This window comes from Microcoleus sp. Pol12B5 (assembly GCF_036701335.1).
In the GTDB taxonomy this organism is placed as follows: Bacteria; Cyanobacteriota; Cyanobacteriia; order Cyanobacteriales; family Microcoleaceae; genus Microcoleus.
This window is the reverse complement of record NZ_JAUBQQ010000004.1, coordinates 165,569-177,964: the sequence shown is the minus strand read 5'-3', so window position 1 is coordinate 177,964 and position 12,396 is coordinate 165,569. Positions and strand designations below refer to the sequence as shown.

General features: G+C 45.6%; 15 protein-coding genes. 7 read left to right on the top strand and 8 right to left on the bottom strand.

Annotated features, from left to right (window positions below; translation table 11 throughout):
* Positions 1-99: 99 nt before the first annotated feature.
* Positions 100-549: a nitrate reductase associated protein gene (locus tag QUA24_RS04230; protein WP_333227470.1), complete on the bottom strand. Its 450-nt coding sequence runs from the start codon at positions 547-549 to the stop codon at positions 100-102.
* Positions 550-725: 176 nt separating this feature from the next.
* Between QUA24_RS04230 and moaA the strand changes: the two genes are divergently transcribed.
* A complete protein-coding gene (gene moaA / locus QUA24_RS04225; RefSeq protein ID WP_333227468.1) occupies positions 726-1,715 on the top strand; it encodes a GTP 3',8-cyclase MoaA in 990 nt (329 codons plus the stop codon).
* 60 nt (positions 1,716-1,775) lie between these two features.
* On the opposite strand, the gene QUA24_RS04220 is transcribed toward moaA, so the two are convergent.
* The 3 genes from QUA24_RS04220 to QUA24_RS04210 form a co-directional block, all read right to left on the bottom strand.
* Entirely contained in the window at positions 1,776-2,141 is a 366-nt protein-coding gene (locus tag QUA24_RS04220) for a DOPA 4,5-dioxygenase family protein (RefSeq protein WP_333227466.1), read from the bottom strand.
* 123 nt (positions 2,142-2,264) lie between these two features.
* On the bottom strand, positions 2,265-2,504 hold the full coding sequence (locus QUA24_RS04215) for a DUF5615 family PIN-like protein (RefSeq protein WP_333227522.1): 240 nt from the start codon (positions 2,502-2,504) through the stop codon (positions 2,265-2,267).
* A gap of 89 nt (positions 2,505-2,593) precedes the next feature.
* Positions 2,594-2,818: a DUF433 domain-containing protein gene (locus QUA24_RS04210; protein WP_333227464.1), complete on the bottom strand. Its 225-nt coding sequence runs from the start codon at positions 2,816-2,818 to the stop codon at positions 2,594-2,596.
* 217 nt (positions 2,819-3,035) lie between these two features.
* Here QUA24_RS04210 and QUA24_RS04205 point away from each other — a divergent pair, with 217 nt between their 5' ends.
* From QUA24_RS04205 to QUA24_RS04195, 3 genes are all read left to right on the top strand, one after another.
* Positions 3,036-3,302 carry a hypothetical protein gene (locus QUA24_RS04205; RefSeq protein WP_333227462.1) on the top strand — a complete coding sequence of 89 codons (267 nt, stop codon included), beginning with the start codon at positions 3,036-3,038 and terminating at the stop codon, positions 3,300-3,302.
* A gap of 153 nt (positions 3,303-3,455) precedes the next feature.
* The gene (locus QUA24_RS04200) at positions 3,456-4,268 is read left to right on the top strand and encodes a hypothetical protein (protein WP_333227461.1); all 813 of its coding nucleotides are present in this window, start codon (positions 3,456-3,458) and stop codon (positions 4,266-4,268) included.
* 261 nt (positions 4,269-4,529) lie between these two features.
* Positions 4,530-5,831: a leucine-rich repeat domain-containing protein gene (locus tag QUA24_RS04195; protein WP_333227459.1), complete on the top strand. Its 1,302-nt coding sequence runs from the start codon at positions 4,530-4,532 to the stop codon at positions 5,829-5,831.
* Between the two features lie 193 nt (positions 5,832-6,024).
* Here QUA24_RS04195 and QUA24_RS04190 read toward each other — a convergent pair whose 3' ends face one another.
* Both QUA24_RS04190 and QUA24_RS04185 read right to left on the bottom strand, forming a co-directional pair.
* Complete coding sequence (locus QUA24_RS04190; protein ID WP_333179981.1) at positions 6,025-6,270, bottom strand: hypothetical protein; 246 nt, start codon at positions 6,268-6,270, stop codon at positions 6,025-6,027.
* 95 nt (positions 6,271-6,365) lie between these two features.
* Entirely contained in the window at positions 6,366-6,539 is a 174-nt protein-coding gene (locus QUA24_RS04185) for a hypothetical protein (protein WP_333227457.1), read from the bottom strand.
* A 185-nt stretch (positions 6,540-6,724) separates the two neighbouring features.
* On the opposite strand from QUA24_RS04185, the gene QUA24_RS04180 reads away from it, so the two are divergent.
* Together QUA24_RS04180 and QUA24_RS04175 are read left to right on the top strand one after the other, a co-directional pair.
* Positions 6,725-7,006, top strand: a complete 282-nt coding sequence (locus QUA24_RS04180) for a hypothetical protein (RefSeq protein WP_333179978.1) — start codon at positions 6,725-6,727, stop codon at positions 7,004-7,006.
* Entirely contained in the window at positions 7,007-7,450 is a 444-nt protein-coding gene (locus QUA24_RS04175; RefSeq protein WP_333227455.1) for a PIN domain-containing protein, read from the top strand.
* Positions 7,451-7,562: 112 nt separating this feature from the next.
* Here QUA24_RS04175 and QUA24_RS04170 read toward each other — a convergent pair whose 3' ends face one another.
* The gene (locus QUA24_RS04170) at positions 7,563-8,747 is read right to left on the bottom strand and encodes a class I SAM-dependent methyltransferase (protein ID WP_333227453.1); all 1,185 of its coding nucleotides are present in this window, start codon (positions 8,745-8,747) and stop codon (positions 7,563-7,565) included.
* Positions 8,748-8,784: 37 nt separating this feature from the next.
* The gene (locus QUA24_RS04165; RefSeq protein ID WP_333048382.1) at positions 8,785-8,961 is read right to left on the bottom strand and encodes a hypothetical protein; all 177 of its coding nucleotides are present in this window, start codon (positions 8,959-8,961) and stop codon (positions 8,785-8,787) included.
* Positions 8,962-9,428: 467 nt separating this feature from the next.
* On the opposite strand from QUA24_RS04165, the gene QUA24_RS04160 reads away from it, so the two are divergent.
* Complete coding sequence (locus QUA24_RS04160; protein WP_333227451.1) at positions 9,429-12,200, top strand: phycobilisome rod-core linker polypeptide; 2,772 nt, start codon at positions 9,429-9,431, stop codon at positions 12,198-12,200.
* Positions 12,201-12,396 lie beyond the last annotated feature (196 nt).

Here is a 12,396-nt window from a genome sequence, read left to right as displayed (position 1 = left end):
TCACTTAGTGAGAAGTGATAGAGGACGATCGCCCGAATCGATGAGGTAACTCTCCCTTGTCTGCCTCTGCGCGCTACAAGAGTTAATTCAAATTCGAGCTCATTCGATAACTTTAAACTCTTGAAGCGCCGGAAGAAAGTTTTTATTCTCGTGGCTCGATCGACTAAGCTTAATCAAAGCAAATCGCTGTAGAGGCTGCAAACTCGCCCACTGTGCCAAAGTAATTGTGACGCCGAGCTCTTGCCCTTTTGCAGAAACAGACTCCGGTACAGTTGCAGCATCCATCCACGGGGGATTTTCATCAACAGCCAAATCAGTTCCCGGTTTGCCTGTCTGTTGAATTAATACTTGGTTTAGCTTTTCTCGGTAATCGATAATTTCTGCTGGTGTCAAGCAAGGTTTCTCTACAAGGATTTGACGTTCTGCTTGGTTGAAATGATTCCAATCCTGCAACTTCAATTTAATGCCGCAAGTATCTAATTTGAGACGTACCTGCATCGGAATGCAGCGCAGGGCTTCTACAAAGTCAGCTTCAAATTCAAAGAACATAAATATACAAATTTGTGAATGATATTTTTTTTATTAACCGCAGAGGGCGCAGAGGGCGCAGAGTAAGAGAGGAGGGGGAAGGTGAAAAGAAATTGATGCAGGTTTATTGCTCTCTATCAATAATTGCAGAAAATCGAGTCAGCATTTATAATTAAATAATATTACAAACTATTGACATGGATACCGTAGACTACCTTCGGATTAGCTTGATAGACCGCTGCAACTTCCGCTGTCTCTACTGTATGCCGGAAGGTAGCGAGTTGGACTATGTATTGCAGCAGCAGTTGTTAACTCACTCGGAATTGCTAACTCTGCTGCGGGAAGTTTTTATACCCGTGGGATTTACTAAGTTTCGTTTGACGGGTGGGGAACCGCTGCTGCGGCCTGGGGTGGTGGATTTGGTAAGGTCGATCGCCTCAATGCCCGAAACGCGAGATTTGTCAATGACAACTAATGGCTTTTTGTTGGCGGGAATGGCGGAAAATCTCTACAATGCTGGTTTGCGCCGGATTAATATTAGTTTGGATTCGCTGGAACCGGAGACTTTTGATAAGATAATTGGGAGTCGGGGACGATCGCGATGGACGCAGGTTTGGGAGGGAATTCAAGCGGCTTATCAAGCAGGATTCGACCCGCTAAAACTGAATGTTGTGGTAATTCCCGGTGTGAATGACAGCGAAATATTGGATTTGGCGGCGTTAACTATTAACCGGAATTGGCACGTTCGATTTATTGAGTTTATGCCGATCGGGAATGGGGATTTATTTGGCGATAAAGGTTGGGTAGCTTCGGCAGAATTGCGGCAACTAATTAGCGACAAATACGGGTTAGCCGAGTCGGGAGTGCGCGGAAATGGGCCGGCGGATGTGTTTCAAATTCCGGGGGCGAAAGGTACTTTAGGCTTTATCAGCCAAATGTCCGAGTGTTTTTGCGATCGCTGCAACCGGATGCGTTTGTCTGCTGACGGGTGGCTGCGGCCTTGTCTGCTGAACGAAACTGGTCAAATTGACTTAAAAACTGCTCTCCGTGGTGGGACTCCTACAAGCGAATTGCGCGATAGAGTGCGGCACATATTAGAGATGAAACCGGAGATTAATTTCAAACAGCGAGATTCGGGAACTACTCAAGGAAATTACAGCCGCACTATGTCTCAAATCGGTGGCTAATTATCTATTATCAGCGATAAGTCAGTCTGGAGAAACGCCCTCGCCTTGCGCGCGGATGGATCATAAGCTGGCGTTACCTGTCCTAGGTCGCAGGACTTCGACATTCAACTCTAGTTTCTCTCCTAGCCACAAAGAATGTTTTGTATGGTCTGCCACATCGTCGCCTGTTTCAGGGTGAATGAGAATATTGAGCCCCTCACGATTCAGCATTAACCAGGGAACCACTTTGCCAAACTGGTCTGGTAAAAATGCAACTTGATACATTGCTTGCGGGTGGGGGCCAATGGGTTTGTCATGCCAACGCCCAAGCTGCACCTCAAACTGAGTCAATCCTTCTCGTACACGCGCTGCGGCATCGCGATTATCAGCGTCGAAGTAAATATGTCCATGAAAACCAACGATGTTAATGGTGTCTTCTTTCATCATTTTCAGTGGATTATTGAGCAGAGATCAACAACTTTATATTAGCTTAACTTGCTGGATATTTTCTTCACTCCTGTAAACTCCTTAAGTTGATATCTCCTGAGTCTTTGCTTTTTTGGTTTCATGCTAGGACAATACCAGTATACTCTCTGCTTCTCTATCTCCAAACTGACTAATGATGTCGATTTCATCTCGCAGAATTTGAACAATTTTAGATGTTGAGCAATTGCCAACACGGAGATAAATAAATTTGGGAGGATGACCGTAAAGTAAACTCCGTTGATGAAGGTCAGAATCTTTGGAAACAATCACAAAATTATTTGCCTTTGCATATTCCCAAATTTCTGCATCATCAGTATTTGTCAGTCATAGGGTTTTGACATGAACAGAATCGGGATACAAACCGATAATTCTCTTAAGAATTGGGTCTGAGAGGTTTTCGTCGAACAGTAGTTTCACAGGGATGCCACAAATAACTTTTTTTCACGATCTGCGGCAAAAGCAAGGCAGGCTTTGATGTCTGCCGAAGTTAATTCTGAAAAATCTTCCAGAATTTCTGCTTCCGTCCTTCCACCGGCGAGATATTCTAAGATGTCGTAGACGGTGATTCGCATTCCCCGAATACATGGTTTGCCACTGCGTTTTCCCGGTTCAATTGTGATGATGTCGTGGTAGTCCATAAAGCAATATTTTGTACTAATAAGCGTAATTATAACTGCAAATAATCCTGGTTTGTTTAGGTCAGGATTTCAGGTTTGAGCAAGTAGTGAGAAAAAAAGAACCCTGACGTTGAAAGTAGCCAAGGCGGATCAGTTTTCTCATGGTCTGCGGCAAAAGCAAGACAGGCTTTGATGTCTGCCGAATTTAGTAGCGTTTTCCACCAATAAGACTCCAAAATTGGCGGCAGTCCGCTCGACACGGGGCGATCGTCTCGACATCACAAGCAAGGCTACAAAATGCACCATCTGGCGGGGTCTAGAGGGTTTTGGGGTGATTAGATGGCTGGGAGTGTCAAGGCTTGCAGAATCGCACCACAGGCACGGCTGGCAAGCTTGGAGAGGCTGGCACGGCTGGCAAGCTTGCAGCGGTTCGGAGCGGTGGCAGGCAATGGCGAGCGTTACTGGTCTATCAGTATGTTGTTTTTTAAAAAGTACACACTTATAGAAACTACATAAACGACAGAAAACCCGCTACAACTACAGTGCAGCGAGTTTGATGCGGTGGGGTGTTTATGTCAATGGTATATACTTGTTGTTTATGTATAAGTTATTTACAATGTTGTCTGGGCTGGTAGAGCGCACACTACTTGGAGGTTTTATGTATCGCGTTGAATATTTAGTTTTTGCAGCGGTAAGTATTCTTTATATATTGATAGGGTATTTACCTCAAGTATTCTTTAGTAATGTTTTTTTTCGATCTATCTATTCGTTGGTTTTAATAGTAGGCATAGGGTTAGTAGTTTGGATGTTTTTCACAAATAGTGGTAAAACTTTTGCTCGCAATTACAATAGTAAGTTACAACGGACACTAACAGTCGAAGGTAAATTATTTGCCCAAGGGGAATCTTTAATTAGGGAAATTTCTTTCGACTATTTAATGAATAAGTTTAGAAATCTTTCTACTTTTTCTGAGGTAGCTGAATGGGATAAAGAAGCTGAAGTTGTTATCGCTGAAATAGTCAATCAAATAAAACTTTTAGATACGGTTGTTTTGCAGTACAGTAATGTTAATACTGCTACCAAAACAAAATTCAAGCAAAAGTATCAAGAAATTCTAGAAAACATGGCATTAAAATTGCAGGAATCTATAGATTTTACTCCTAATAATTCAGATGAACAAAAAGCCTTACTAAAAGAATTATATTTTACCAAAAAAGAGTTGCAGTTGCAGAAGAAAGAGGTTGCATCTACCATGAAGAATGTTAACGAAAGAGCGCGTTCAAAAAGTGTTCGTGCTGGCGGTAATTTTTTAGGTATTTATAATTCTAAAATTGCAGCTAGCGAACGACGTAATATTCGTTATCAAAGGGACGCACAGTTAAGACCTAACGAAGCGAAGAAAGCTGCTATTGACCGTCAAATTTTACAGATTGAAAAAGATATTCTATCAGTAAAACGTTTTACTAAATAATTATTTTTATCCCTTGTTATCTAGGGAAGTACCCTGCCTATAGTTAGGTGTCATGCTGGTTTGGTATTTTGGTCAAACAAGCCGTAGATGCTGCGAAATCAAGAGCGAGTTACGATCGCGTTACGATCTATCCTACAGCGCCTGACATAAGAATCCACATTAGTGGGTTCTTTTTCTGCCGTATCCTGATTTTTGTCGTTTTTTCAAATAGACTAAATTTAATTGTCACAATAAAATAAATGTTACGGAGAGACAAAGGATATGACGCTAAAGGAAGCAGGGCGGCGAATTGACCAAGCAATCGAGGAAAAATTGACGGAACTGGATTTGGCAGGTTTGGGCTTAAAAAGATTGCCTGAGCAGATTGGTAAGTGTACACAGCTTAAGACCTTGGTATTGGGGAAGTGGGATGAGGAAAAAATAAAATGCGTGGGAAATAAGCTAACTAATTTTCCTGATAGTGTTCTTCAATTACCCAACTTACAAAAGCTTGACTTTGCTTGCAATCAAATTACCTTCATCCCAAAAGCTATCGGGCAATTGTCGAATCTGATAGAGCTTAACCTCAGTAGAAATAAGATTACCTCTATTTCAAAATATCTCGGGCAATTGTCCAATCTGAGAATACTTCACCTCAGTGACAATGAGCTTACTTCCATTCCAGAGCCGCTGGGGCAACTATCCAATCTAGGATGGCTGGATCTCAGTCGTAATCAAATTACCACCATCCCAGAGTCGTTTGGGCAATTGTCTAATTTGATAGTGCTTTACCTCAATAACAATAAAATTACCTCTATTCCAGAGGTGCTCGGACAATTGTCTGATTTGATAGTGCTTCACCTCGATAACAATGAAATTACCTCCATTCCAGAGTTGCTCGGACAACTGTCCAATCTAAGAGAGCTTCACCTTAATAACAATCAAATTACCACTATTCCTGAATCGCTTGGTCAACTGTCCAAGCTGGTAGGGCTTGACCTAGATAACAATCAGATTACCTCCATTCCCGAGACACTCGGGCAACTGTACAATCTGATATTGCTTGACCTTAATTACAATGAGATTACCTCTATTCCCGAGTCGCTCAGGCAACTTACCAATCTGAGACGGCTTGACCTTGGTAACAATCAGATTACCTTTATCCCAGAGGCGCTCGGGCAACTGTCCTCTCTCGAAGTGCTTAACTTCAGTAGCAATGAGATTACCTCCATTTCAGAGGCGCTCGGGCAACTTTCCAATCTGACAGAGGTTTACTTTAGTCTTAATAAAATTACATCCATCCCGGAAACACTTGGGCAACTTTTTAATCTGACATTGCTAGACCTCAGTAGTAATGAGATTATCTCCATTCCAGAGGCGCTCGGACAACTGTCGAATCTTACAGAGCTTGATCTCAGTCGTAATCAGATTACATCCATCCCGGAAACGCTTGGGCAACTTTCCAATCTGACATTGCTAGACCTCAGTGGTAATAATATTACCTCTATTCCAGAGACAATTCGTGATATGGTAAAGCGGGAAACAATTAAATTGGGAGGAAATCCGATCTTAACTTCTTCTTAAATATTCTAAAAGGAAGAATCCTACAAGCCAAGCGATTTACTTACCACTTAGGTCAAAGATTTAACTGGTTCCCAGGCCTTAGCCTGGGAACCGAGATCCAAAGGCTCTGCCTCGCTAACGGATAAAAATAAAAACAGGAGGCAGAGCCTCATGGAATGTGTTCCCAGGCTCTAGCCTGGGAACGAGCAAACACCTACGCTTTGCGCTTCCGACGGCGAATCAGCACACTCATCACTTGCTTCGGATTAGCTGCACGTTGTAGGGGACTCCAATCGCCAACTTGGGCAAATCCCAGGCGGTACAAAGTGAGTATGGTTTCCCTGACACCCTTGGGCGAACCTGTCACCGTTACACACACCACATCCTGTTCCGATTCTGCTGCTGAGTCGTCATTTGGCCGATCGAATTTGTTGTCGTCAGGCAAGAATTCCTGTGACATAATTATGTTCTCCTGGTTTTAGGTTTTCTAGAAAAACCCAAAAACCCAGCCGCCCCGCTTTTCAACGCATAGCAGGGCGGCTACAGAGAGTGTTATCATACTCCGTTAGCCTCCAGACTGCTGATACCAGTTTGGCGGTTAGCTGTCCATTGCTGTTGGTAGCAGCTTTGGGCAGTGCAACTAGATTTTTGGGCGACGCGGGCTACTTCCTCTACAAGCAAAGCAACCTCTAACTTCAAAGCGTAGCCGCAGACGGGGGCCTGTGTCAATCCATTTTGGATACTTCGACTTCGCTCAGCACAAGTTTTGGACTGGTTCCCAGGCTAAGAGTCTAGAAACGAGCGCAATCGCCTACTTCCTAGGCTTTGCGCTACAGTTATAATATTCAAATCAATTTAAAAAGTGCGATCGACCCCGCTATCATCAGCCCAAAAACTTGCACTCAAGGATAATTATGCTGCACAATCTTCAGCAATCTCACGAACAAGAGATACAGACGATTACTCAAGTTTTGGGAAAAATCACCAACCGCACGGCGGATCAGATTAAACCATTACTAGATGCGATGCTCAAACAGCTAATTGAACCTCAACAACCTCCATTTTATGAAACAGCTACCCCAACAGAATGGTCAATAGCATTTCAAGAATGGGTTGACAGTCATCGTACCCTAAATCTCCCCACTCTTTCAGATGAAGCTATTAGCAGAGAGAGCATTTATGGAGACAGAGGTTAAATGCCGTTTCTCGTAGATACAAACATACTGCTGCGTAGCATCGATACAGCGCACCCAATGAATCCTGATGCCGTTAATGCCGTGATTACTCTGCGCGATCGCGGGGAACAACTTTATATCGTACCCCAAAATTTGATCGAGTTTTGGAACGTTTGCACGCGCCCGATCCAGAGAAATGGATTAGGGCGTACTGCAACAGAAGCAGAGGCAGAAATTAATCGCTTAAAACAGCTTTTTCCTCTGTTGTTGGATACCGAAGCAATTTATCAAGAATGGGAGCGACTGGTGATAACACATAAGGTTGTAGGTGTTAACGTTCATGATGCGCGGCTAGTTGCTGCTATGCTAGTTCATGGTTTAACCCATATCCTAACTTTTAACATTGCTGATTTCGCTCGTTATTCACAAATTACGGCTGTTAATCCTCCAACTGTAAAGCCTTGATTAATTGGGAATTTAACATAAATTATACTTCGAGCAAAGAACAGGCAAGATGCCTGTTCCACAAAAAGCTAATTTGATTGTGGGGAGTAGGAGTTGGGCATCTTGCCCGCCCTTAGATTTTACCGGGTGTTAGCAAAATGAGCTGTTTTGATAAGATCGATCGCACTTCATCCAATCCCATCTCCACATCCGCCAAAATCTCTCCCACAGTTTTGGTATTGCAAGCTTGCAAAAACTCAAATTCCGCACTTGACAAATTGAGCAATTGGTAGTTGCAATCAAACACTTGTTGACTAGGCCAACCGTGCATACAACCACTCAACTCTGGAATTGCCGCCAAAAGTGTCCGATCGTCCGACCAATCAATTTTATTAACAGGCTTTTTGCCCAAGAAAAACTCGTAATGAGTGATTTCCGTATCCAACAATTCAATTAATCGATAAAGCTCCCGTTCCGTCAAACCCTGAGCTCTTTCTATCAATTCCGGCGCTTTCCCCAAAAGTCTTTCTAACTGCCAATATCCCGGATTTGAGAAACCGATAAATTCCAATCCCGAAGCATCAATTAACTGGAACAAAGTCTCGATATTGTAGTCAATTTCCTGCGGGTGAACGTACATATCAGCAAAACATTCGTCCCGCTGATTTTCTCCTGCCCAACGCTGTTTTTCGTACTTGACAAGACGGTTGTTTTCTGGTAAAGAAGCAAAGATTTGACGACCGACTTTCACACCATCGGGATAGTCACCTTTTTGCGGGCCTTGAAGAAGTCCGATCGCCCTTTGCATCAGTTGAATTTCCCAGCGTCCGAGCTCAGCATACACAAAAATGTGCATCACACCGCCCGCCGCCAACTTCGCCGCCAGGGCTTGAATGCCCCGGATTGGATCTGGTAAGTGGTGCAGCACGCCGACACAGTTGATCAAATCAAACTCGCCCTCTAACTCGGCGGCATCGTACAGGCTGAGGTGGCGAAAATCAGCTTCCCGCGCTCCAGATCGGCGACAACGTTCTTGTGCTACCTTCAAAGCACCTTCACTCAGGTCGATCGCCGTCACCGAAGCTTCGGGATTGAGGTGAATCAGATAATCGGTGCTCGAACCAGTGCCGCAGCCAGCATCTAAAATCCGAATATCGAGTTTTGGCGGCTTTTGACCGGTGCAAAAATTGTAAGCATCAGGCCAACTCCAGCGCCAGTTGTACCCAGGGGGCGGTTCATCTGACAAAGGATCGGGCGGGAAAGGGAAAGTATCGTAAAGCCGCCGCACGGCAGCACTGATATCAGGCGTAGTATCCATAGGTGAGGTAATAGTGCGTGGGTTTTGAGATTGGTTGTCAGTAGCTACGGACGAACAGCGCGACGCGATGCACTTCTATTGCTGCGTTACTGGCAACCAAAGTGGCGTCTCGCCAAGTTGGGAAGCCTAAGAGAGAGCGATCGGGCGATCGACTAACCCCTGGTAGCCAAGCCCTGACAGCTTCTGCGTAATAAAACTTATCATTTTTTCTCATATAAGCTCTCTTAAATCTATACAATAAATCTCGACAGGCTTTTTAACAAATAAGGACTGTCAATAACCCACCGCTGAACTGTCGGGTAAAGCGGAGGCGTCTTTCCGCAGAAAGTCAAAAGCCCCGAAACAGGCAGAAGAAAATTTTTGATTTTCTTTTCCTTTAATTCAAGGCACTGGCTGCAATCGCCCAAAGGCAACTCTCCTGCCGAGTCTTTTTTTCCACGGGTATACCGGCGGATCGCAGCGGAGGGAGTACCCCGTGCCTGCCTTCGGATAGGACATTTCCCCGCAGGCAGAAAGATGAAACCAAAACATTTTAATCTAAGAAAGTAAGCGCGCCCGAACCTCGTGACAGGTAAAGGCAAAAAGTAAACAAAGCAAAAATACCTACTTTGACCTGCATCAGAAGGCAAGGTTAGTCTGGTTAAATGCTGCAACTATTTGGATAGGGAGCTAAGGAGTCTAATGACTGTAAAGGCAAGTGGTGGAAGCTCGGTTGCGCGTCCGCAACTATATCAAACTGTACCGGTCGCAACAATTTCGCAAGCAGAACAGCAAGACCGCTTTCTACAGCGGGGCGAACTCAGCGAACTAGCAAGTTATTTCAGTTCAGGGGCTCTTCGGATCGATATCTCTGCGACGCTGACCCAAAACTCGGAACTGATAGTATCCCGCGCAGCCAACCGGATTTTTACCGGCGGTTCCCCGCTGGCATTTTTGGAAAGACCACAAGAACCTGCGATGGCTGTAGCAGGGGCGGCTCGCGGCGGCTCGGCGAATGTCTCTGAAGGCATGAAACTGGGAAATGTCACCTACGTAGAAAGCCGCGCTGGCGGCAACGGCGGTGGTGGCGGTGGTTTCTTGGGGCTAGGAAATCTATTTTCTGGCAACGGTGGCGGCTACAGCGGCCCAATCCCCGCAGGATTTCAGCCAATCAATGTCTCGCGCTACGGCCCGGGCAACATGACCAAATCTCTGCGGGATTTGAGCTGGTTTTTGCGTTACATCACCTACGCGATCGTAGCTGGCGACCCGAACATTATTTCGGTGAACGTGCGCGGATTGCGGGAAATCATCGAAAATGCTTGCTCTTCGGCGGCCACAATTGTGGCAATGCAGGAAATGAAGGCAGCATCTTTGGGCTATTTCAGAAACAATGCAGAGGCAAGTGCGATCGTCGGACAGTATTTCGATGTAGCTATTACCGAATTCAAAGCTCCCACACCTTCAGACAAGGTGCGGCAGCGCGAAAGCAACGACCAGCAAGGGCTGCAACTGCCTCAAATCTACTTCAACGCATCCGAGCGGCGATCGAAATTCGTCATGAAAACCGGTCTGTCTTCGGCTGAAAAGCTAGAAGTAATCAAAGCAGCTTACCGCCAAGTATTCGAGCGCGACATTAGCCGCGCATACAGCCAAAGCATTTCTGACTTGGAATCCAAGGTCAAAAATGGCGAAATCTCGATGAAAGAGTTTATTCGCCGCCTTGGCAAATCTCCTCTGTACCGTCAGCAATTCTACGAGCCGTTTGTCAACAGCCGTGCTGTAGAATTGGCCGCCCGCCACTTCCTCGGCCGCGGTTTGAGCTCGCGGGAGGAATTTAGCAAGTATTTTGCGATCGTCAGCAAAGGCGGCCTGCCAGCCCTTGTAGACGCGATGGTTTATTCCCAGGAGTATTCCGATTACTTCGGCGAAGAAACAGTGCCTTACCTGCGCGGTTTGGGCCAAGAAGCTCAGGAGTGTCGCAACTGGGGCCCGCAAATTGATTTGTTCAATTTCAGCGCTCCGTTCCGCAAGGTTCCTCAGTTCATCACCTTGTTTGCTGGCTACAACCAGCCTCTGCCAGACCAGCACGTTTACGGTGTTGGCAATGACCCCTTAGAAATTCAGTTCGGCGCGATTTTCCCGAAAGAAACTCGCAACCCCAAGAGCCGTCCGGCTCCCTTCGGCAAAGACACTCGCCGTATCCTGATCCGTCAAGGTGCAGGTATTGACAATCAGTTGAGCAATCCGGCGGCTCGCGGTGCTGCTCCCGGCTCTCTCGGCCCCAAGGTCTTTAAATTAGATCAGTTACCGAGCAACTATGTTGCTTCCAAGAAAACTGCCCGCGGTGTCTCTAGCAGCTACAGCAATGCTTCCAGTGTCAAATATACCGAAAGTTCCACCCAAGCGGTGATTCGGGCAGCTTACCTGCAAGTGTTTGGTCGCGACGTGTTCGACGGCCAGCGCCAAAAGGTAGCGGAAATTAAGCTGGAAAACGGCGAGATTCCGATGCGCGAGTTTATTCGGATGTTGGCGAAGTCTGACGTGTTCCGCAATATGTACTGGAGCAAGCTGTACGTTTGTAAGGCGATCGAGTACATTCACCGCCGACTCCTGGGACGCCCTACCTATGGCCGCCAGGAAATGAACGCTTACTTTGACATTTGCGCCAAGAAGGGTTTCTACGCGCTGGTCGATAGCATCATGGACAGCATGGAGTACAACGAAGCTTTTGGGGAAGATACAGTTCCCTACGAGCGCTATGTGACTCCCGGTGGTTTGTCAATGCGGACGATGCGATCGGGTTCCGTCGCTGAGCAAAATCTCCAAGCTCAGACGCCAGAAACTCCTCGGTTTATCGAACTCGGTGCAGCAGGCAATCGAGGCGATATCGAGTTGCAAAGTCGGATTGCTCAAGGTGTCAGCAAGCGGCGTGAACAAACTAAGATGTTCAAGCTGACGACTACTTCGGACAAAGTAGCTTTGAAAACTTTAATTCAAGCTGCTTACCGTCAAATTTTTGAACGCGATTTAAACCCCTACGTTGTGAAGAATGAATTCACGGCGCTGGAAAGCAAACTGGGCAACAATGAAATCAATCTCAAGGAGTTCATTGAGGCTTTGGGCTGCTCGTCGCTGTACATCAAACAGTTCTACGCACCTTATCCCAATACTAAGGTGATTGAGTTGGGTACGAAGCACTTCTTGGGCCGTGCTCCTCGCAATCAAGCGGAGATTCGGACTTATAACCAAATCTTGGCAAGTAAAGGGATTAAGGGCTTTATCAACGCGATGTTGAACAGCGTTGAATATGCGGAGGCTTTTGGTGAGGATACTGTTCCTTACCGCCGCTTTCCGACTCTACCGGCTGCTAATTTCCCGAATACCGAAAGGCTGTACAACCAGTTGACTAAGCAGAATGGTGAAATTGTGGTTCCGAGTTTTGAGCCTGTGGCTGCGATCGACAGAAGCTAGATTGATTTGAGGTTTGAGATGTTAGATTACTGCTAATTTAACATCTCAAATTAGTTGAAGGGCTGGTATAATTGCCAGCTCTTTTTTTATAGGATATTCACTTTGGGCGATAGAGGTCGCGGAGGATTGTGATTTTGTAGTAAGAGACTGGATATCGTTTATTACATCCAAAATCTTTAAGTGTTTTTCTCGTTCC